Annotated in this window: 18 protein-coding genes; 6 read left to right on the top strand and 12 right to left on the bottom strand. The window is 34.5% G+C overall.

Annotated elements, in window-relative coordinates; genetic code table 11:
• Window positions 1–40 precede the first annotated feature (40 nt).
• The 6 genes from EYD45_RS03460 to EYD45_RS03435 are packed head-to-tail and all read left to right on the top strand — an operon-like array spanning window position 41 to window position 4303.
• Window positions 41–631, top strand: coding sequence for a conjugal transfer protein (locus EYD45_RS03460; protein WP_130963281.1), 591 nt, complete (start codon window positions 41–43; stop codon window positions 629–631).
• Between the two features lie 2 nt (window positions 632–633).
• Window positions 634–1476 carry a hypothetical protein gene (locus tag EYD45_RS03455; RefSeq protein WP_130962965.1) on the top strand — a complete coding sequence of 281 codons (843 nt, stop codon included), beginning with the start codon at window positions 634–636 and terminating at the stop codon, window positions 1474–1476.
• Window positions 1477–1496: 20 nt separating this feature from the next.
• On the top strand, window positions 1497–2111 hold the full coding sequence (locus EYD45_RS03450) for a conjugal transfer protein TraK (protein ID WP_130962964.1): 615 nt from the start codon (window positions 1497–1499) through the stop codon (window positions 2109–2111).
• Window positions 2112–2141: 30 nt separating this feature from the next.
• Window positions 2142–3071 carry a conjugative transposon protein TraM gene (gene traM / locus EYD45_RS03445; protein WP_130962963.1) on the top strand — a complete coding sequence of 310 codons (930 nt, stop codon included), beginning with the start codon at window positions 2142–2144 and terminating at the stop codon, window positions 3069–3071.
• 31 nt (window positions 3072–3102) lie between these two features.
• A complete protein-coding gene (locus tag EYD45_RS03440) occupies window positions 3103–3933 on the top strand; it encodes a DUF4138 domain-containing protein (protein WP_130962962.1) in 831 nt (276 codons plus the stop codon).
• A 7-nt stretch (window positions 3934–3940) separates the two neighbouring features.
• Window positions 3941–4303 carry a nuclear transport factor 2 family protein gene (locus tag EYD45_RS03435; RefSeq protein ID WP_130962961.1) on the top strand — a complete coding sequence of 121 codons (363 nt, stop codon included), beginning with the start codon at window positions 3941–3943 and terminating at the stop codon, window positions 4301–4303.
• Between the two features lie 14 nt (window positions 4304–4317).
• Here the strand turns inward: EYD45_RS03435 and EYD45_RS03430 are convergent, their stop codons facing one another.
• The 12 genes from EYD45_RS03430 to EYD45_RS03375 form a co-directional block, all read right to left on the bottom strand.
• Entirely contained in the window at window positions 4318–5697 is a 1380-nt protein-coding gene (locus EYD45_RS03430) for an RNA-binding domain-containing protein (protein WP_130962960.1), read from the bottom strand.
• Window positions 5698–5733: 36 nt separating this feature from the next.
• Window positions 5734–6261 (bottom strand): hypothetical protein, encoded by a 528-nt coding sequence (locus EYD45_RS03425; protein WP_130962959.1) that lies wholly within the window; start codon window positions 6259–6261, stop codon window positions 5734–5736.
• 1 nt (window position 6262) lies between these two features.
• The gene (locus tag EYD45_RS03420; RefSeq protein ID WP_130962958.1) at window positions 6263–8413 is read right to left on the bottom strand and encodes an AAA family ATPase; all 2151 of its coding nucleotides are present in this window, start codon (window positions 8411–8413) and stop codon (window positions 6263–6265) included.
• Window positions 8410–8607 (bottom strand): hypothetical protein, encoded by a 198-nt coding sequence (locus EYD45_RS03415; protein ID WP_165453883.1) that lies wholly within the window; start codon window positions 8605–8607, stop codon window positions 8410–8412. The genes EYD45_RS03420 and EYD45_RS03415 overlap by 4 nt, the downstream gene beginning before the upstream one ends.
• Before the next feature lie 43 nt (window positions 8608–8650).
• Window positions 8651–10855 (bottom strand): DEAD/DEAH box helicase family protein, encoded by a 2205-nt coding sequence (locus tag EYD45_RS03410; RefSeq protein ID WP_130962956.1) that lies wholly within the window; start codon window positions 10853–10855, stop codon window positions 8651–8653.
• Window positions 10848–12005: a cysteine desulfurase family protein gene (locus tag EYD45_RS03405; protein ID WP_207303286.1), complete on the bottom strand. Its 1158-nt coding sequence runs from the start codon at window positions 12003–12005 to the stop codon at window positions 10848–10850. The genes EYD45_RS03410 and EYD45_RS03405 overlap by 8 nt, the downstream gene beginning before the upstream one ends.
• Window positions 12002–13237 (bottom strand): DNA sulfur modification protein DndB, encoded by a 1236-nt coding sequence (locus tag EYD45_RS03400; protein ID WP_130962955.1) that lies wholly within the window; start codon window positions 13235–13237, stop codon window positions 12002–12004. The genes EYD45_RS03405 and EYD45_RS03400 overlap by 4 nt, the downstream gene beginning before the upstream one ends.
• The gene (locus EYD45_RS03395) at window positions 13237–13764 is read right to left on the bottom strand and encodes a GIY-YIG nuclease family protein (protein ID WP_130962954.1); all 528 of its coding nucleotides are present in this window, start codon (window positions 13762–13764) and stop codon (window positions 13237–13239) included. Before EYD45_RS03395 ends, EYD45_RS03400 begins: the two co-directional genes overlap by 1 nt.
• 19 nt (window positions 13765–13783) lie before the next feature.
• Window positions 13784–14887, bottom strand: coding sequence for a phosphoadenosine phosphosulfate reductase family protein (locus EYD45_RS03390; RefSeq protein WP_130962953.1), 1104 nt, complete (start codon window positions 14885–14887; stop codon window positions 13784–13786).
• The gene (locus EYD45_RS03385) at window positions 14884–18102 is read right to left on the bottom strand and encodes a hypothetical protein (RefSeq protein WP_130962952.1); all 3219 of its coding nucleotides are present in this window, start codon (window positions 18100–18102) and stop codon (window positions 14884–14886) included. Before EYD45_RS03385 ends, EYD45_RS03390 begins: the two co-directional genes overlap by 4 nt.
• Window positions 18092–18967 carry a DUF4007 family protein gene (locus tag EYD45_RS03380; protein WP_130962951.1) on the bottom strand — a complete coding sequence of 292 codons (876 nt, stop codon included), beginning with the start codon at window positions 18965–18967 and terminating at the stop codon, window positions 18092–18094. Before EYD45_RS03380 ends, EYD45_RS03385 begins: the two co-directional genes overlap by 11 nt.
• Before the next feature lie 394 nt (window positions 18968–19361).
• On the bottom strand, window positions 19362–20945 hold the full coding sequence (locus tag EYD45_RS03375; RefSeq protein WP_130962950.1) for a type IV secretory system conjugative DNA transfer family protein: 1584 nt from the start codon (window positions 20943–20945) through the stop codon (window positions 19362–19364).
• Window position 20946 lies beyond the last annotated feature (1 nt).

Here is a 20946-nt window from a genome sequence, read left to right as displayed (position 1 = left end):
GAAATCGAAGATTCACGAATACCAAAACAAATTTTTACCAATGAGTAAAACAAAAATCAAAACAATCTTGTTCGGGCTATTCTTAACGGTTGTCCTTTTATTACCCAGCGGTGCTACCGCTCAGGGAATGCCAGTTTATGACAATACCAACTTTATCAGTTTGGTAAAATCGCTTGTGGAATCGGCAAAACAGACCTCTCAACTTATCAAGTCCGTAAAGTTCTTGAAAGATGCGAAAGAGGCAATTGAGAAAGTGTCAAGTGTTGTCCAACAACTTAGGGCAGTTGAAGAAATAGCAGCTAACAATCAACGCCTTATCAATATAATGCAAAACGATTTGCAGGATATTTTAAACTCGCCTTATATCAAACCAGAGGAAGTTACACGAGTTGCGGAATCATTTGATGCGATAGTTCAAAACTCTTTGGACACGGTTGAATTTATGGGCGAAATTTTATCTAGTGATAATCTAAAAATGTCCGATGCTGAACGTGCTGAAGTTTTGAAGGAAAAAGAACTAGAATCAAAGCAAATGGTTTCAAATATTCAAACAAGAACGAAACGCTACAAGGATATTATATCCTTCAGAAAAATGCAGGACAAAATTAATAATAGAGAAACAGATTACTAATAATGACCGCAACCATATTTTTAGGAATTGGACTGGAATACGTCGATGCGGTATTTCAAACCATACAGAACAGTAGTTTCTCGCAATATACAATTGCAGGAATGAAAACTCTTGCTGTATTGTTCTTTCTGGTCAATATCCTAAAAAAGTATAATGAAGGTATTGCGGATAAAGACGGTTATACTTGGGGATTAAGTCCGGGGGAATTGACCAAGAATTTTGCCATTGTACTTCTGGTTATATTTTCAACGCAGGTTTTAGGCTTTTTTGATGGCATCTTGGTTTCCATAGAAGCGCAATATCGTGGTACAGCACCAGCTTTATTGCCATTACAGATGCAGGATATTCCTATAGAAGAAGAAATAAATTTTTTAGAGGCTGCTCAAGCGGCAATGGCCTTATTATATGAAGCTCTTGTCACACCACTTTACGGATTCAAAATCTTTGCATTTATCATTAGCCTTATCCTTTGGATTTTGGATTTGTTCATCTACCCGTTGTTTCTTGCTGAACGCTACTTTTTATTGGGTATAATGCAAGCCTTTTTCCCGCTGGTTATAAGTCTAGCAGTTTTTGAAAAATTCCGTTCGCTTGCTTACACATTTTTCAAGTTATATGCCGCGGTTTATATGTTGGTGCCTGCATTCTTTCTGGTTAATGTATTTGTAAACGCCCTCTATACTGAAATCAATACGAATTTCTGGACAAACCTTTTTGGGACAGATGTCGGCCAGGGCTTTTTTGCACCTGTGGTTCAGCTAGGGTCAGTTTGTTTCATTGTTTTTCTAAAGTTCAAATTATATAAACGCGCCACATCGTTTACCCTCAGATTATTTACTGCCTAGGGCAGATTAAACATATAAATATGAAAACACCATATAAGAACATATACAACGTCTTAAAGTTGAACAGATTTATCGTGTTGGCAGTTGTCATTTTTGCGATGCTATCGAGCACCTTTTCACTTTGGATGGCTTTTAAGACAAATAAAGAAGCACTTAATAGTGCCTTTGCCATTAATACCGATGGCAGTATTATTCCGCTGAAGCTTGTTACCCAAAAAGAAAATTTCAAAGTAGAGGCATTGGCGCATTTGGACCTGTTCCACAACTACTTCTATAATATCGATGCCAGTAACTACGAACGGAATCTTGAAAAGGCGCTTTGGTTGGGCAATAGTTCCGTGGACAACTTGTATCGTCAGAAAAAAGCCGATGGTGTCTACAATCGATTGCTGCAATACTCACTTGTTCAAAAAGTACTAAGTATTGATTCACAAATCGAAGAACAAAACGGAACGTACGTCTTTAGAACGGTTACTGTATTTGAAATCAATAGAGGTTCAATAATTGACACCTACGAACTCGTTTCTAGTGGAAACTTAATTCCCGTTGATAGAAACTTTCCAAACAATCCACACGGTTTGTTGATTACAAACTATTTCGAGAACACCTTAAAAAAATTAAACGATGAAAGTTGAGCCGATAATCGGCACTTTAAAACCACGATTATGAAAGTAGAAAAGAACAAAATAGTTTTTGCAGCTGTACTAGCTGTAATTTTCATATTCCTTATTTCCTATTCTATGATGGTTATGGGTGATGATGAAAACGAGAACGAAAACCTTGAACAGACCTTAGTACCGGACTTGGACGAAAATCAAAAAGAGTATGATTCCAAGCTCGATGCCATCAATGACTTAAAGGAAGTGCGCGAGAATAACGCACCCAGCATCTACGATGAAAAGCTTTTGGATTCCACAGGTCTTTACAATCCTAATTTGCCGGAACTTGAAAAAAAACGCATTGTGGATAGTATATACAATGCAGGTAAAATTCAATACTCTGACAAGAAATACAGAAACTTAGGGCAAAAGAAAGTTGCGCAAAAGAGCGCACAACAAATCGATTCAGCCGAAATAATACGAGAACAAAAAATTGAAGCCAAAGAATTAGGATTAGAACATCAGTTATTCTTTGCTGCTTCGCCTAAACCCAATGAAGTTTCAATTATTGGTAATACAGATGAAACGATATATGTGGTTGTCGATGGCGACCAGATTGTCAAAGCGAACACTAGATTACGGATGCGCCTAACCAAATCGGCTACTATTAATGGTAAGCCGATGCCAAAGAATACGCCAGTTTTTGGTTTTATCAGCTTTCAGCCAAATCGTGCCTTAATCGAAATTGAGAACATAAAGCATCATCCTACCAAACTAAAGGCATTCGATTTGCTCGATGGTAGCGAAGGCATCTATGTACAGAACAATTTTAGAGCAGAGGCTACTACTGAAGTTTTGGATGATGTAATTGGTGATATCAATATCCCAACTGTTCCGCAAGTAGGCGGAATTACACAGGTATTTAGACGACGCAATCGAAGTGTGAAGGTAACTGTGCTCAACAACTACAAATTAATTCTAAAACCAAAATTATGAGACCCATAATGGGCATTTAAAACGCACTCTTATGAAAAAGTATATTATAATTTCAGCCCTCATTATTTCCGCTTTCGGGAAAGCACAAATAAACGTAGCATTAGATACCATTTATGCAAACGATACAAAAAACGTTGCGCTATTTTTTCCAGAACCCATAAGACAAGGCATAACCGGTTCGGATAATTTTGTCTTTAGTTATAATCGTGAAAAAGAACAGTATTTTGGATTACTTCAGGCAAAGCCCGGAAAGGAAAGTAATCTACTGGTAGTCAATAGAAATGGTGCAATTTTTTCGTATATTGTAAGATATAAAAAGCAGCTGTCAAAGCTCAATTATTTTATCCCATTATCAAATAGTATTGGTAATGAGAAGCCAATCGTAGCCGATTCGATTCAGGTTGTAACTTCTGAAAAAAATATAGATAACAGAACCTACTATTATCAAAAATTCTGCACCTATCTTCTTAACAGAAACCAACGTGTCGGTCGGATTAAGAAGCGTACGCAAGGCATCGTCTTGACCGTTGATAATATTGTTTTTGATAAAGAAGAACTCTACTTTGTCATCCAGATTGAGAATAATTCTACGTTGGATTACGATTTGAATTTCTTGAACCTTTCCATCGAGACTCGACAAAAAGGGAAAAGGAAATCCTTACAGAGTTTATATCAAGAACCTATTTACAAGCACCATTTATCGTCAAAAATTGCAGAAGGTAAAATGGTAAGATTGGTTTATGTAATGCCCAAATTCTCTTTGTCCAATGACCGTAGAGCAATTTTGGAATTGAATGAGAAGAATGGCGAGCGCAATATAAAACTGAACATATCACATAGGTATATCAATAACCCAAATTAATAATATTATGAAAAGATTAGTCATTTGCTCACTCGTACTTTTATTCATTTCTTGTTCTGAAACCAAGAATATGTCGCCATCTGAAACTGTAAAGATTGTTGTTGAAAGCTTTTATGCTAAAGATAATAACACCTTAAAAAAACATACAACTTCTGATGGTTATGATAGTTTAATGATGATTCAAGGTTTAGTGCCAGATGCAGATAATGATGCAAAGGTTACAATATCAGATGAAGTTATAGAGACTGATACTGCGTGGGTCAAATACAGTTCTAATTATGATAATAAGCCTGGTATCTTTAAACTCATCAAAGAAGATGGTCAATGGAAAGTGACGAGCAAAGGACCGAGAGAGAAAGGGCCTTTTTAAAAGGAAGTTTTAATTCAATTTTTCTCAAGTTTGATTTCCCAATAGCCTCTTGTATCGCCGTGACGTACTAAAAATCCTTTATTCTTTATTGCTGTAATATGTTTCCCTACGGCAGATTCATTAATGCCTAAAGCTTCAGCTATATCATTATATGTTATTGAAGGATTAGCAGCAATTAGCTTAAGTACTTCTTTTTGTCTTTTAGTTAGAGCTTCAGTAGCATCAATTGCACCACCTTTTGCACTACCTATTACACCACCTATTACACCACCTTTTTGACTAGCTTCTTCATCATCAACTTTAACAGCAGTTTCATTAGTTTCTTCTTTAACGGCAAAAGTCATTCTTAGGAAATTATCAGAAAAACTAAAACTTTCTTTTCCATAATGTCCTAAAATACGAGGAATACCAGAACCTAATTGTTCTACCAGTTCCAAATCTTTAAAAATTCGCATCAGTTCCTTATTGCGAGGAACTGAAAAGCCTTCAAAAAATTCTTGTTTGCTTAATCCTTCTGGTAGACCGCCTGCCGAAGTAATTTCAATTCTATCGGTAAAAATTTCAAACTTTGGGGTAATCTCATTTGTGTAGTCATTATGCACAAAGGCGTTAATGATAGCCTCGCGTAACGCAATGGGATTCCAAAGATTGGCCTGCTGCCTTTCTTTTGAAGTAATTTTTGTAGTAGTTCTGTTCTCTACGGCAATTTTATCAATTACTTGTTTTGTAGCTTTTATCAAACATTCGTGTCCGTACTCGTTACTTTCTATTAGGTCTGTTCGAGTTGTGCCGGAATACTTGGCAACCTTTATAGAGGTATTGTTTTTATCTGCTAAAAGATAGGCGGCATAATTGAACGCGCCATCCTCGGTTAGTAATTCTAAATTCTTTGAAAATGCTTTTCCTAGCTTATATCCAGATTCCTCATAGTAAATTTTCAACTGGCTAAAGCTTAAATCCTGTCTGCCAGCTTTAATTTTGTTAATGGAATTTCGGGTGCGCTTAGCAAAGAGCTCATCAATCATTTTTTGTGTCATCGGTTCAGCTGCCGAACCTAAACGAATGAAACATCCCTTTTCACTCATACCATACTTTTTAAGATGATATGGTTTTTCTGGACCGCTAGCTACAATGATTTTCAGGATATCATTACCATCTCTTTCCTCGCTCACAATGTCAAATAAACCCAATGCAGAAGGACGGATATTATTTTTGAGTCTATCCTTAATCTTCAACTGGTCGCCATCTGCATCTGTCAATCCGTAGGTATTTCCCTCTTTATCGACACCAATGTATAGAATGCCACCTTCACGGTAGTTCAGAAAAGCAACGACCTCTTTTTCAAGTCCATCGGTCAATTCTCGTTTGTATTCTATGCGGTTTGTTTCTGGCATTCTAGTTGAAAAATAAATTTAAAATTCTATTGGCATCTAGTGTGATATCACATTTTTCTCCAAAATCAAATTTAAAAATGATGTCGGTTGCAAGAAATAATTTGGATTTTCCTCTAACTTTTCTTTAATAAGGATAAGACCTCCATTTGTGAATGACTCCATTGTTTTAAGGATCAATTTGACTGCCTGGTCCTCATCAAGTTCTCCTTTCTCCAAATCAATCAAGTCTAAATCTGTTTTGGCCACTAGTGCTATAAATATATTTTCCTGCAAATTAGTAAAGTCCTTACGCGAAGAAATTGTTGTCTTACTTCCCCAATGCTGGATATGATGGCTAAAGTCCGTTTTCTTTTCCTTATCAGGAATTGGACTATATTCATCATTGTAGAGTCCTAGAAAAAAGGCGTAGGTGTATAATTCGTAGTTAGTACTGAAGTGTTTTCCCAGATTAATTTTTTTTTCGCCTTCTGCCCCAAACTTTTGAGAAAGCGAAGCGAACAAATCTTTATGAACCTCACTATATTTTGGAATTTTAGTTTTCCATTTTTCAAATAAATTATTCATACTATAATGTAATTACCTGAGAGTTAATTGTCTTCAAATTATTGGGATCAAAAGGTCTTTCTAGTTTTACCCAAAAAGCTTTATCTCGTCTAACGCTCTCAAATTCGTTTTTGATTGATAGTGTTTTTGACGCTCTGTCGGTGTGAAGGAAATCTTTAATGAGTAAGATTTTCTGGTTATCGGTTTCAAAAATTAAATTCAAGAACTGTGCAGTTTTATTTTCCCCAAACGATGATGTGGGCGCATCAAAAATCATTGGGAAATTTTCTTCTTTTGTTTCGGTGGCTAATTCTGAAATAGCAAAAAGAATTGAGATATGCATTGAAGTCAGTAGGGATTGATTTGGCTTATAAAAAACTCTACCATCCTCCTGCAACTCGACTTCAACTATAGTTCGATTTACTTTATTTCGTCTAGTGAAAATAATTGTACCTGTGAAAGCGTCAATATTAATTTTCTTGAAAAAGCTATTAGATTTTGTTTGCAGCTTTTCAATAAATTCATCAAACTTTTTCTCTTTGGTATCTAAAAAGATAGTTTCAATATCTCGCAATATATTCCTTGTTTTAATCAAGAATGAATTTGCTGAATCAATATCTATTTTGTCTTTTTCCTCTTTTTTTATTTTCAATTGGCTTTCAAGCTTTTCGTACTCTAATGTATATCGAAGCTGATCTTGATTTCTAACTTTCAAATCATTTTGCCACCCATTGTAGTTTTTGAATACATCTATCAGCTCATCCTCAGCAATGCTAGTATCACCTAAAATTCTCTCTCTTTCTAATTTCTCCTTCTCCAATTGCTCATTAAGTTCTTCAATCTCTTTTTTTCTTTCATCATTAAATTGGAAGAGGTCTTTAATTTTTGTTCTTATTGATCGAAGATTTTTCAAATTGTCCTCGTGACTAATACTCAAATTTTCTAGCCTATTTGTATAATCTAGCCTGAAAAGAGGCTCATCTTCTTCATCTTCGGTTTCATCAACAACCTGACTTTCTAGATAATTCTTAAGTCTTCCCATCATAAATTCATATGCGTCAGAACCCTTTTTTGCATCGCGATTACACACTTTGCATATTTCATCATTTAGCATTTCTTCCATATGCGCCTTTGAAGGCACACCGGTAGGAAGTGGAACTGCATTGTTCAGCAAATCTGCTTTTGCTTTTTTCTCACCAAGTTTAATTCCCTTCTCTTTGTCAAACTCAGATTGAAGTTCTCTTCGCTTTTTGCTATGCTCAGATACCTTTTCAGCAAACTCTTTATGAAATGGTTCGAAATTGACAAGAATCCAATTTTCATCAAACAGGGATGTGGTATAGTTTTCATCAATTCTACCGTTGAGAAAAGAAATTTTTTCTTCAACTTCTTTAATCCGTTTATTTAAAGTTTCTAAAGCCTTGGCGTTCTTAACGTAACTTTCAGCTAATTGTAAATTCCCTTCAATTTTCCTAATTTCCTCATCAGTAGAATTTAAATGAACTTCGTATTTAGCTTTCTCTTTTTCAAGAAGCGAAATTTCTCCCTCAAGCTTCTTGTAAAGGTTTGCGTTTTTCTTATCACGTTTCGCAGAATCTTCGACTGCTTTTTCAGCTTTCTCTCTAAGAAAAGTACCTTTATCTGAATATTTATCATAGTGTTTTGCTTCTGAAAATAAGTTGATAAGGTTGACTAGGGCATTGTCGCTTTCAAAAATGTTTAAATCAGCTTCACCTTTAAACATAGAATATTTTCGAATTTGAAAAGGGAATACCCTATCAAGAAGAGTTGCACCATCGACCTGACTTCGCTCACCTGAACTATTTTCTTCAATACCTTCAATCATAAAGCTTGAAGTCGAACATTGGTTTTCTTTTTCCTTCTTAGCTAAAAAGGACCTGGTTATTATTTTACTATCGCCATACTGTTCAACAGTCATTGAGACCCTAACCCTAAAGCTTTCACCAATTTCAGTTTCACTTAACTTTTTGGCCGAAACAAGTAATTCTAAATCTTCATTCTCACCATTGAACAGCCAATCGACAGCTTCAAAAAATTTCGTTTTCCCTTCTCCGTTTTCACCGAGGATAATATTCAAACCTTCCGACAACACAAAAGTATTAGTGTCGTAGTAACATAGATAATTGTCTATTTGTATTTTTCTGATAATCATAAGGCCTCGTTTAGAAATTGTGTGACTTGATTCCTTAGTACTGAGTCCGTAACTGGTGAAGTACCGTCTAATCCTTCTACTATCAAGGCAATCGCTTTAATAACTGGTTTGTCAGAGGATAGCGCTTCTCTCACTGTAGAAGGTAAATCTGCCTTATCAAATTCATATTTAGATTCAAGTAAGTCGTGAGTCAAAAAACTTTTAAGTATAGTATCTTTTCTTGCCATAAGAGTTATTTTATATATCGTTCAGATTCAAACTATAATAGTCCAAAATATTCTTTAATGTTTCGTAAGTGTCAGACTTATTCATAGCAAGATTAGCGAAATCAACAACTCTCTCTAGTTCTTTCCTTACCAATCCTTTTTCCATCTCAAAAGTATTTTCTTCAGAACCAACCTCTGGGACTACTACTAGATCGTGAATTGTTGCGTGGGTTTTATCATCGTGCAAGCGTAAAACTCTTCCTCTACGTTGAATGAACTGTCTTGGGTTTCCGGTACTAGCGCAAAATACTGCCAACTCGGAACGAGGGACATCTACACCTTCGTCTAAACACTTCATTGATGTTAATACGTGAACATTCCCAGATTCAAAATCCTTTAATATGTTTTCACGATTAATCGAATTAGACGTAAATTGCTTTACCATAATAGAGTCATCCGTTTGACTTACAGCTTTAGTATATTCATTTATTAATCTATTTTCATCTTCCGTTTCAGTACTAAAATCCACATTTTCAAAATTTGATTCTACTCCTTCTGGAACATATACCAATGTGTATTTTAGATTTCCACGCTCATCATATTCTTTGCTAAGGATTTTTTTAAAAGCGTCCAATTTATTAGCTGCTTTGTGAATGATGCGTTTTCTTTGAAGAAGCAACCTCTCGATTTCAGGACTGCTTTTAAAAGCACCCGTTTCTTTATCAAACATTCCCATTCTTAGTAATTGTAACGATAATTTCCTATACTCCTCCAATTCCCGATCTGTGAGTTTAACCACGTGTGGGTAATACGTATAACTGCACAACCATCCTATTTTTAAAGCTTCTTCCATAGAATATGAAACTATGTAAGGCGGTTTGTCATTGAAAAAATCTTGAATGGCTGTATTTCCAAGTTCGTCGAATTTTCTATGTGGTGTGGCGGACAACCCTATTCTCTTTTCTAAATGTAGAGTCGGTAAAATTTTTAAAAGGCCTTGTGAACCCAGATTATGGGTCTCATCTGCAATTAAGATAGTGTCATTAGGAAGTTGGGTAAAATAACTCTGAAATTTCTTTCTTGGTAAGGAAGCATATGTAACGATGACAATGAATGATGCATCAATAAGTTTTGACGCTGTGTTGAAGAAAGCAAGATTATTATCCCAATTTTCCTTTGAACTTACGGTAATGATATTTTTGAAGTTAAATTTGGCACATTCTTTTTTCCATTGCTCTACTAATGCGGTTGTGGGTACGGTTATAATGGCTCTATAAATGTTTGTTGCTTTATATTCGTTCAATAAGCAGTTAAGAGATGTAATCGTTTTTCCCGTCCCTGTCGCCATTGCGAAAATTCCCTTGTAATTATTGTCAACCCATTCTTTATATGCATTAATTTGATATTCTCTAGGTCCTTCCTTGTAAGGAAATTTAGGTGATCTGCGAATGACGTCGATTTCATTGAAAAGCTTTGTAATCGTTTTTTTTAATTTGGGATTTGAAATTAGGCTTCGTTTCTTTTTTAAGAGTTGTTCTTCTTGAACAAGTAATTCATTAATATCTTTTTTGCCGAACTTATCTTTAAGTACAACTTCTATTTCATCCACAGGAATATATTCTACATCTTCATCTTTTTCAGAAAAATAAGCATCGATCAATTTCCGTTGTTTTTTTATTAATGTGTTTGATCGTCCATTTTCCCAACTTAGAAAAGCTTCTAGCTCCTCTAAATTTTCTGATAATCCATACAGTGTAAAATTGCAGGATGCCTTATAGCCAACTGAGTCCTGTCCATCACTGAAAACTCCCGATTTATAATGGGCTATTCCTTTTCCATTTTTCGGTTTAATCACTTTGATTTCAATTCGTTTTTCAGAAATGAGGTAAGTTAAACACTCAAAAAAGTGAGTGTCGTATTCATCCAAAACTTTACCTAAGGAAACGACATCCATTAAATCAAAAACCTTTCCTTGAGGTTCAGTATCTGCTTTTGTTATCGCTTCTTTGTCTTTTGAAGAAAGCAAATGGTTTATAACCATTTTCATTTTACCACCTTTACTGATGAAGGTGGCAAAGCCAACCGAAAGCAGGTTGATAGCAGAAGAACTGAAATAGCCTAGTAGTAGGTTAAACTCATTACTATTGGCCAACCCATCTAAGTAAAATTGTAGCGGTTCATTTTCAGAATCTGTTTTATAGTCTCGATCTTTTGACCATTCGCAATCTTTAAGCATATTTTGATTGAGGTTCAGTTAGTTTTTTTATGGTTTCCACAACTAGTTTGACATCCTCAATTGTATTATATTTTCCGAGTGAAAAACGTAAAGAAGCGAGTGCGTCATCATCACTAAGCCCCATTGATTTGAGCACGTGAGAAGGTTCAAAAACAGCTGATGAACAAGCTGAACCATTCGAAACTGCAATGGTCTTCATTCTACCAATTAGTACATTGGCATCTTTACCTTTGAAACAAATATTAGTTGTATTATAAATTCTTTTAGTTAAATCACCATTCAGTGATGTTTGGCCTATTTTCAACAATTCATATTCCAAGGTATCTCTTAATTCAGAAACTAGAGCGCGATTTTCTGTCATTTCTTGGCTAGAGATTTCACAGGCTTTCGCTAAAGCAATAATCCCAGGAACATTCAATGTTCCACTTCTCAAACCAATTTCGTGACCACCACCGTGTGTCTGAGGTGTAAGATTTACCGTTTTATCACTTCTTCGTACAAAAAGAGCACCAATGCCTTTTGGGGCATACATCTTGTGTCCGCTGAAACAGAGTAGGTCTATACCTAATTCCTGAACATCAACTTCAATTTTACCCAGCGCTTGTGTTGCGTCTGTCATAAATAAAGCTCCTTTCTCGTGAACTATCTCAGCAATTTTTTTGATAGGTTGAATGACTCCTGTTTCGTTATTGACGAACATAACCGAAACAAGTATGGTATCAGTCCTAATGGATTCTTCTAAGAAATCTAAACAAAGTAGACCATTTTCTTTAATAGGTAGAAAAGTTACCTCGAACCCTTTTCTTTCCAAATCTTTGCAAGTGTCTAGAACTGCCTTATGTTCGGTCGAAACAGTAATGATGTGGTTACCTTTGTTATTATAGCTTTCTGCTATTCCTTTAAGAGCAATATTGATTGCTTCCGTAGCCCCACTAGTAAAGATTATTTCACTGGATTCTGAATTTATAAAATGAGCGATTTGACTTCTAGCTTGTTTTACTCTTTTATTTATGATTTGACCAAAATGATGGGTACTGCTTGAGTTACCAAAATTATCTTTTAGATAAGGTAGCATTGCATCTAGTACCCTCGGATCGATTGGGGTAGTCGAATTGTAGTCTAGGTACGATATGTTTTGTTTTTGACTCAATCGATTTCTTGTAAAACATTATCTAAATCCTGTTCGTAGGAAATTTTAGAGGCATATCCTTCTTTCAGCCTTTGCAACTCATTTCCTTGAATTAATTCTCTATCATATAGGTAAATCAATAGCAAATAGGTCAACGAAGTAGAATTCATCAACATTCTTTTTGCAATAGGGTTCCAAACAACATAATGCCAAGGTTTACTATCGATGTTAAAATTGATGTCATTAAACCTCTCTAAAATCTCATCAAATGATTTTTCTTCTCTTTTATAGATTGTTAAGCACGCTTTGATAAATGGTATTAAGCCAATTGGACGGAAAAGAAGATTTCCTCCTGTTTCACTATTTCTAAAAGGTGCGGCAGCATTCACTTCTAGGTTTAGGTAGTCCGATATAAATGAAAGATTATTTTTAAACGCATCCCAATACTGAATGCAAAAGGCTTTAAATTCTTCAATTTCTTCGTCAGATGGTCTAAATTTGAGATATTCAGCAACCTTACTTTTAGTTGGTTTTTTATTGAATTTGTTTTGAAAATAAACATTAAACAACTCAACATTAGCTTGATACAAAGTTATTATAGAAGTTATTGCTTCCTTGTTACTATTTGGTATTGCCTTTTGCTTTGCATAAACCACTCTTTTGTCGGTAAATAAATCATATTCTTCTAACATATATCTAGTTACTATTGCTACAGAGTCATCTTCGTCTAACGCAATAATATCATCCAATTTCACTGGTTTTGCATACCGATTCAAAGTTGTAAATAATCTTCTTGTTCGTTGTTTTCCTTCCGGATCATTTTTATGACCAATGAAAATTGCAGCTATTTGATGAGTCTTGAATTCAGGGTTCTCTTTTAAGGCCGCTTTAATGCCTTCTACTCGATGTTGACCATCAACTGGAAAAATTTTATGATTACTTGGAAAATCTAGCAAGCCCATTTTATAGGTTTCCATATCATCATATTTAAACTCAATTTCCTGCCAATCGGGATAATCGTCGTAAACTGCTAGCACAAGGGAATTGAAAAAGACAGAAGGTTGATTGAGAATATAACTTTTAATGCTCAAAAAATTATTCGTAATACTTCTCTGAATCAGATCTTTAAGGGAATCAGATTTATGCAATTGCTCATCAATTTTTGAGACGTACATACTCACTTGTTCAAAAGTCAAGGTGGTTACATAATAATCCCAATCTCCCATTTTGGATTTTAGTGCAGGTATTTTCATTATTGGAATGCTTTTATTGCCTGTTTAACTTCGGTATCAGGAATTTCAGTATTCATAGGTAAGAGTAATGAGTTTATGAATTGATTTTCAATACTAATCACATCCTCGTTGTCGTCTAACGGAAAATAAGCTAAATGCAAATCATTCTTCCAATAATTGAACATTCTGGTTAGTTTTGGCCTTTCGTTGTTCTTACTATATTTCTGAAAATATTCTTTCACTCGTTTTCTAAGATTTTGATTTTCTGTTATTTGCGCTCTTCCAACATACAGGGGATATTCGGTTATTCCAGAAATTATATTACATTTTACATAAAACATATAAAGTCCACCTTTATCATTTGGAACATCAAGAACACCACCATCAAAATCATCTGCATTTTCATTCAAGTACTTTATTTTTATCCAATTCTCAAATTTCAAGTCAAAATCAGCACAAGTAAATTTCTTCCACAGCTCTCCGTGAAGTTTGTACTCGACTTTTCTTAACTCTACTTCTTCTCCTAAAGAAAATGCGCTGCCTGTCATAGTGCTAAAAACATATTATCTAGATGAAACAAGCTGCACATCCTTCATCCTCGTCATCTCCTAAAATATCTACCAAATAGGGGGATTTCACTTTGGATTTTCTTTCCATCCTTTTTATATATTCCTCTTTTATCTTCTCAATTCTTTCAGGCTGTATTAATTCTTCTAAACTTTCGTTTTGTCCCCACGTATACCCATCTTTCTCATACTCCATTGCCTTCTTATATAGTTCAGGGTGTTGTTCATATAACCAAACCCATTCTATTTTTTGTTGGAAGAAGCAGAAGAAACATCCTGAACGGCTTCTCGCATATTCGCCTTTTTTACCATTAATTTCAAATTCTATCTTATTATAATAGGCGGGTACACCAACACCGCTTTCTTCTAATATTCTAAAAATATCAGCCTTAACCAATATTTCGTCATTTTCTATAAGTGGAAATGCCTCTTCTTTTGCTAGAGGATAATCTGTTGTTTTTAAGAAGTCGAAAACTAAGTGATTAAAGGCTTTAACATTTGAGTCTAACAATGTGTTGAGTTTCTGATCAAAAGTAAAGTCCGGGGTTATTTTTCTGAACAAAACCTGATGTACTTTTTCTTGACTTTGACCGAAATCTGTATTTTTAAATATCGGAATTAGTTGCTCTATATTTTGGTTTGAAAGCATCTTTGTCATTACATCCTTGCTCCAAATATTCTTGCGAAAAGGAAATATTGACTGAATATTGTTTTTAGTAGAGATATAACCTTCTCTTTCTTCATCACCCCTGATACCTACGTATGAAACTACTGGATCATCACCAACATAATTTTCAAAAGGTGCTAATTTCAATTGTTTAGTACACCAGCGCGCATTGGATGAAGGCAAAAAACCACCATACATTTTTAAAAAATGATCGAATGGGTCCTCTGAACTTTTTTCTGCTCCTTGTAAAAGATTAATTTTTATGCCAAGATAGACTTCTAAATTTCTAATTAACTGGTACGTTTCCTCCAATTCCTTTCCGGTATCGCAAGAGTAAAATTCTAGGTCTATGGATGGATATTTTGTCTTTACGTAAATTGCCAGAGCAGCACTGTCTTTTCCTCCTGATATACCTAATACGTGTCTTATTTTGCTCATTTTAATAATTCTTTCAGCAGATTCAATACCGCTGCTATGTTTGAAGTATTGTCTTTGCCAAGTTTATTTTTTAATTCTTCTTTCAATTGCTCAATCTCTTTGCTCTTACTTTTAGGCATTCTGACTACCTTGGGGTCAATCTTGCTGAAGAACGAATCAATTTTAACGCCAATTACTTCCTCTTTACTCTCATCAATATCAGTTTTGGAAATTTTCGTCAAGCTATCTAAATCTAAAATCATTGACTTAAACTTCTCATAGAGTAAAACTTCATCTTCATCGGAAAACCTTTCAAGGGTTTTTCCCATTATAGACTGTCCTATGGAATTTAACCAAGCCTTTTTGTCATCCAATGGCGAGTCAAGACGCTGAATAAAAGATTTTTGATTGTTTAAAAGCATATGCTTTTTTAAACCTGAAAATCGTTTTTGAAGATATTTTCTGTACTCCTCAAATTCAATTTTCTCACCAACAAACTCATTTATAATGAACTCCTCAAATCTATTGAGAAGGCCGTCATAAGCTGTTCTTAATTCTTTAACTGCATTTTGAAGATTTACTGTGTAATTTTGAAGTTTTGACTTGTCCTTTTGCAAAGTGCTTAAAGTAATTCCTAGAGCACCAGGAAAGGCTTCAAAGAAAGTCTTCTCAGGATCTTTACTGTTCGCAATAGCTTTACGTATTTTCTTTGCCGAAGAAGATAATCTCTTGGTATTTTTACTGTATTCTGGTAATTGTTTGTAGAAAACAATGAATGGCTTAATAGTTTCGATAAACGATTCGTTATCAAACTTTTCTTGAGTTCCAATGTTTAGAAAAATACGATAGCTATTGAAAATATCTAACTTAACACCTTCTATATCAAAGGATTTAATTGAATATTTTTCCGGGTATTTAGCGATTAACTCAAGATTTTCTTCGGAAAGATCTGGTATATAGCTATCATCGTTAAAAATTGCAAAATCATCTCGTTTTAGAAAGAGAAAAGTAGGAATCCAAAAGTCAATAAATCCCTGTTTAAGTTTAAAAGGTCTTTTTCCGAGCATATCAACCAATTCGGAAATTTTGAGTTGTTCAGATTTGGCGCTTTCTAGAAAGTCCTCGGAAGCTCTCCATAGTTTATTGAACGAAGAGTATTTGTCGACGTGTACAACACCTGTTTTGTTTTCTCTTATCGGTGATATTCCGTTTTCTTTTAAAAGTGACAGATAAATGGTTTTTTCCGGTGGAAATTTAGAATCTTCAAAACCCAAGTTATCCTGATCCCAGCAATTCGTTAAGGCCCTAAAATAATTTCTTTTGGCTGTATGAATAGATGAAGAAATTTTATGCTTATTAACCAATTCATTTTTAAATAGAGGTGTTGCGTCATAAACCAAACTGCAAACTTGAGAAAGTAATTTATTAAAGTCCTTTTTATCGGCAATAGTTTTTTCCTCACCGTTGAAGTACCATTTTACATCTTTGCCTCCTGAATATATGCTGTCCGTTATATAGTGGTTAAGCAATCTTATTTGCGATTCTACAATGTTTTCAAGCTCCCTCTTTGCAACCTTGTCATCTTTGTTTTCTTCTATTACTTTCTGAATTTTTTCTATCTCAAATAACAAATTTTTTATCTCGCTAGAATTGTTGAAAAAACAATAAATTATAGCTTCTTCTTGAAGTTTAGACTTATTTTTAACATCACTTTCTTTCAGCTTACTATTAAAAACAAGATTTACGAAACCATCAACTTCTCCTAAGGGTATTTCTTGAATAGGGTAATCTGAAATAACAAACTCAAAATACCTTGGGGTGCCAGTTGTAAAAGAGTATTGCTTTGCAAATACAGGACTAAAGTGGAAATGCTTGTTTAAGAGCGTGGTGATGTCAACAACTTCTGAAATTTTATTTCCTGCTTCTATCAATGCATTTTGGATATCCAAATCCGTTCCCTCGAACAAAATAAATCGTTTCGAATGCTCACGGTAACGAATAATATTCTTCGTTTCGAGATTTTTAATGACATTTTTCGAATCGATTATGCCACAAGCAATGTTCAAGTAATCAATTAAAAAATTGAAATCTAAAATTGAACCGCTAGCTGAAAAAATATTCAAAAGACCTATAACTTTTACAGTCTTGATATAGTTATTAATATCAAGGTCAAATGCTCTTTCTACTTCTTCAATTGCGGAACGGATAGAACCCCAAGAAGAAAAATCTGGATTATACCTTGATGTTAGAAATGAATAAAAATTAAAATTCAAATAGTCATAAACATTTGATAAATTGTAAAATGGATTTTCACGCTTATCGAATTTTGATAGACCAGTATGGTCTGAGGATTCAAGAAAGGAAAATAACGATCTTTCGTTTTGACCATATCTTTGTAGAGAAAGTGTCAGAATGTTTGCTGAAAGAATATCCAAAGGATATAACTTTGAAGCAATATCTTTGAGGAAATCCTTATTGAAATTGAAAGCCTTAGTTTCGGTTGTCAACGTCAAGCACTTCTCAATATCTTTAGCCGATGAATTGGTATCGAATTTTTCAACAAGATATTCTGATGCTAAATACAACAGTTGTTCAACTGGCTCATTAAAAGTGATTTCACGAAAACGACCTTTAATCTTAGTCCATTCTTGTTGCTGTGTTTTACTTAGCGAATAAGCATAAGACTCTAAACTTTGGTGAACCGTCGTTATAAGAACAATATTGTGTTCTGGATTGTTACAAAATTCAGCAAGCTGTTGAACAAAATACAATTCCCTCTCGGGATTATTTCTCGTAGCATATTCCAAAAATTTCCCGAACTCATCAATCAAAATAAATAAGACCTTATTCTGGTCACCTAATGAATGATATCTATTGAATATTTCAGAAAGAATATTTTCTTGCTGATTTTTTTGAGACGCAACATCAAATGCGCCTGCAAATCGTTCTATTATAGACGAGTAAGAGCCAATTATTTTAACAAAATCTATATTAGGGTTACTAATAAAATTAGGGTCAAAATAACGTCTTTCTCCTTTTACACTTTGTTCAAATGCTAAAAGAAAAGATGACTTCCCTGTACCATAAGTTCCCACTATGTTAAAAGAACGAATACCTTTTTTAAAATCATTAACTACTTGGCTAACAACTTGTTTTGCATTTGGTGTTGGGATATAATTAAAATCCCTGTCAGTATCTCTAATGATATTAACCGATGTCGTGAAATTATTTGCCATAATATTTATCTAATACCTTGAATGCTTCAACCTTATTTTTGAACTGTAACTCTTTTATTCCCGCTTGATCTGTAAAAGTTATTCCGTCAAATTCACTAACTATTTCAGAAATTTTATTCATCAAACCCAAACGATTCAGTGCAAAAATTGAACCTGGGCTATTGATATTAAACTCTAAGGAATTTAAACTGATGGAATTTCCGTAATCTACATTTTCAAGAATTGCATATAGCACAACGTATTCAGATAGATTATCTCTTTCGCTGTTCTCGATATAGAATTGCTCATCTTTTCCTTTTCCTGCTGTACTTAGCAGTTCAATTTCTGATAGTATTCCTGAAAAACTATCTTCTATATTTTTTCCTTTAGATTCATTTTTATACAAATTCGTAAAGACATTAAAATCTTTAGCAACAGTATTTTCATTGAAATTCAGATCACTATCACTCTCAGCAATTCTCTTCAAATAGTTGACATATGTTTCTTTGTTAAAGAAAAGTTTTTCTTTTCTGAACTCATTGAAAATAATGCTATATATAGAAGCAAATCCAGTTTTTACCAGATTAAAGTGTAAAAGCCATAAACTTGCTTCATCTTCCAAAAAAGGGTCATAACCGATCTCATCGTCAAAAAGTCTCTTTCCAAATTCCGTCGGCAAATCATTATTATCCACAATGTTGAATGCCTTTAGCCAAAAACGTATTGAAGAAACCATATTTTTACCAACTCCAAGCTGAACAACAGCGTCTTCATCGTTAAAGTTTCTATTCTCAACTACGTAATCGTAACCTTTTTTCAACCACAGTTGTCGACACTGAAAAGAATCGTGTCCTGAAAAAGTATATTTTATATTTTGTGAACCCAAATTATTATATTCGTTATGTATTGGCCAAATGTTTTCATTTGATGACCCAGTAAATTCAAAAAAAGCCAGAAACCTTTAGTTTTCTAGCTAATTTATATCTTCAAACCATTAAAATCTTGTACTCATTTGATTGATTGGCTTAGGTAAATTTCATACCGTTGAGTCTAAAATATTAACTCAACTCAATTCATTCAATGAATGTTTCTCCCGATAATTAAAGCATTTTGAAGTGTTAAATTTAACTTAAATCACAAATCTGTAAAGTTACAAAGAATCGATTCTGTTACCAAGTTTTTGAGGTTCAACTTTGTTTAAAATTATGTATGCCATTGGTTAAAATCTTAAAATACGGGGTGGCTTATGAACCTAGGATGTACCAGTTAAACGCATATTACTAATTTTGAAAAATCGACCTCGCCTCCTCATAAACTCTCTCAAAATTTGCCTCTAAATCAGCCTGAGAAAATGGTTTTGATGCTCTCGGTAGTTCTCGTTGAATGTTCGCCAATTTGAACTGAACTTTCTTATCCTTTCCATCAGCATAGGTAATAAACTCCCCTTGCTTTAATCTAAAGAACACATCTGCTCTAATTTTTGGGATTTCCTTTTCACCTGTGGTAATGCGTGTATCAAAATCAAGGTTATGCCCACGACTAATACTCTTTGTTGAGTCTTTGATGATTTCAAAAAAGCGTTCGTAATATTTAGCGGTGTCTGGGTCGTTTACCTTACCGAAAAACTGGTAAGAAAGATTACTCAATATTGCTTTACTCGCCTTATCCCCATACATCATATCGTTCTGAATTTTGTCTTGCATCACATAGATGGTAGCAATATCATAGCTTCTCAACGTTGCAGGAATGCGATGCATATTCAATAATCGGATAGTAGGCGCTTCTTCCATTAGCAAGAACGACGAATTAGAATTTCGCACGCTCATTTGTTTGGTAATGGTGTGAATAATGGTGGCAATCACAGGCGAATACGATGTTTCATATTTCGGATTGTTTACTACGGCAATGATGGCAGGATTATCTTTGCTATTAATATTCAGTGGTATTTCGTCTGCGGACAATGCCATAAAAATGCGTTGTGTACTAATGCGTTTTAGTGCATTGGCCAAGGTGCTTTTAACGCCAGCTGTCTGCCTATCGGAATCCTTTCCACTAATAAAAGCATCTGCCATTGCCCTCGATGTGGTATTGGTTTCCAAAAACTGTATAAGACTGTCTGTGTCCAATAGTTGATAAATAGCTATTAGATGTGGAAGGGTACAGTATTTAGGGTAGTCGATTTTCAGTTTCCAAATTAAACCGCCAATCAAACCTTCAGCAGCATCGTTAAAGAATTTTGTTGTGCCGGTTGTTCCCGATTCCCTTTGTTCCAAAAGGTTTTCAATCATCACCCTAGACACTTCGTTTACGCTTTCCTCGTTCTCTAAATACCGTGGTGCAATAGGATTTACCCTGTGTATGATATTATCAAAGGAAACGACCTTAAACGGGATATCGCTATCCTTGAAAAGCGGATATGCCATTTCGGTCAATTCAAAATCCTTGTAGTCGTGAATGATACCGCAAAATTCCTCTTTCTGGAAATGGTCAAGAAACCCATAAACTACACTTTCGGTTTTTCCACTTCCGGCGGATCCGATGACGGATGCGCCACGTTTAATATTATCTAATTTGAAGTTTCCCTTATTCGTAGAAAAACTGACCTGATATTTAGTATTTCCATTTTGTGCGTTTTCAGTTTTATGAAGAAAAACATACAGTCCTGTATTAATTAGCATAAGAGGACAAACTAAATACAATAATATCGATACAAATTCATTTCCTTCAGAAATATAGAAAACGAGAAATGAAAGCATAGTGATATTTAATAAGAACGCATATTTGCTTACGCGAAACATCGCATAGAAAACAGTACTGGTCAAACCAATGATTGAAAGTATTGTTATAAGATTGTCTATTTCCATA

The organism is Hyunsoonleella flava, from assembly GCF_004310325.1.
In the GTDB taxonomy this organism is placed as follows: Bacteria; Bacteroidota; Bacteroidia; order Flavobacteriales; family Flavobacteriaceae; genus Jejuia; species Jejuia flava.
The sequence above is the reverse complement of the archived record's forward strand: the minus strand, read 5'-3'. Positions and strand labels throughout refer to the sequence as shown.

Coding starts and splice junctions, on each gene's coding strand:
- EYD45_RS03460 (WP_130963281.1), top strand. CDS start 41: ATGAGTAAAACAAAAATCAAAACAATCTTGTTCGGGCTATTCTTAACG.
- EYD45_RS03455 (WP_130962965.1), top strand. CDS start 634: ATGACCGCAACCATATTTTTAGGAATTGGACTGGAATACGTCGATGCG.
- EYD45_RS03450 (WP_130962964.1), top strand. CDS start 1,497: ATGAAAACACCATATAAGAACATATACAACGTCTTAAAGTTGAACAGA.
- traM (WP_130962963.1), top strand. CDS start 2,142: ATGAAAGTAGAAAAGAACAAAATAGTTTTTGCAGCTGTACTAGCTGTA.
- EYD45_RS03440 (WP_130962962.1), top strand. CDS start 3,103: ATGAAAAAGTATATTATAATTTCAGCCCTCATTATTTCCGCTTTCGGG.
- EYD45_RS03435 (WP_130962961.1), top strand. CDS start 3,941: ATGAAAAGATTAGTCATTTGCTCACTCGTACTTTTATTCATTTCTTGT.
- EYD45_RS03430 (WP_130962960.1), bottom strand. CDS start 5,697: ATGCCAGAAACAAACCGCATAGAATACAAACGAGAATTGACCGATGGA.
- EYD45_RS03425 (WP_130962959.1), bottom strand. CDS start 6,261: ATGAATAATTTATTTGAAAAATGGAAAACTAAAATTCCAAAATATAGT.
- EYD45_RS03420 (WP_130962958.1), bottom strand. CDS start 8,413: ATGATTATCAGAAAAATACAAATAGACAATTATCTATGTTACTACGAC.
- EYD45_RS03410 (WP_130962956.1), bottom strand. CDS start 10,855: ATGCTTAAAGATTGCGAATGGTCAAAAGATCGAGACTATAAAACAGAT.
- EYD45_RS03400 (WP_130962955.1), bottom strand. CDS start 13,237: ATGAAAATACCTGCACTAAAATCCAAAATGGGAGATTGGGATTATTAT.
- EYD45_RS03395 (WP_130962954.1), bottom strand. CDS start 13,764: ATGACAGGCAGCGCATTTTCTTTAGGAGAAGAAGTAGAGTTAAGAAAA.
- EYD45_RS03390 (WP_130962953.1), bottom strand. CDS start 14,887: ATGAGCAAAATAAGACACGTATTAGGTATATCAGGAGGAAAAGACAGT.
- EYD45_RS03385 (WP_130962952.1), bottom strand. CDS start 18,102: ATGGCAAATAATTTCACGACATCGGTTAATATCATTAGAGATACTGAC.
- EYD45_RS03375 (WP_130962950.1), bottom strand. CDS start 20,945: ATGGAAATAGACAATCTTATAACAATACTTTCAATCATTGGTTTGACC.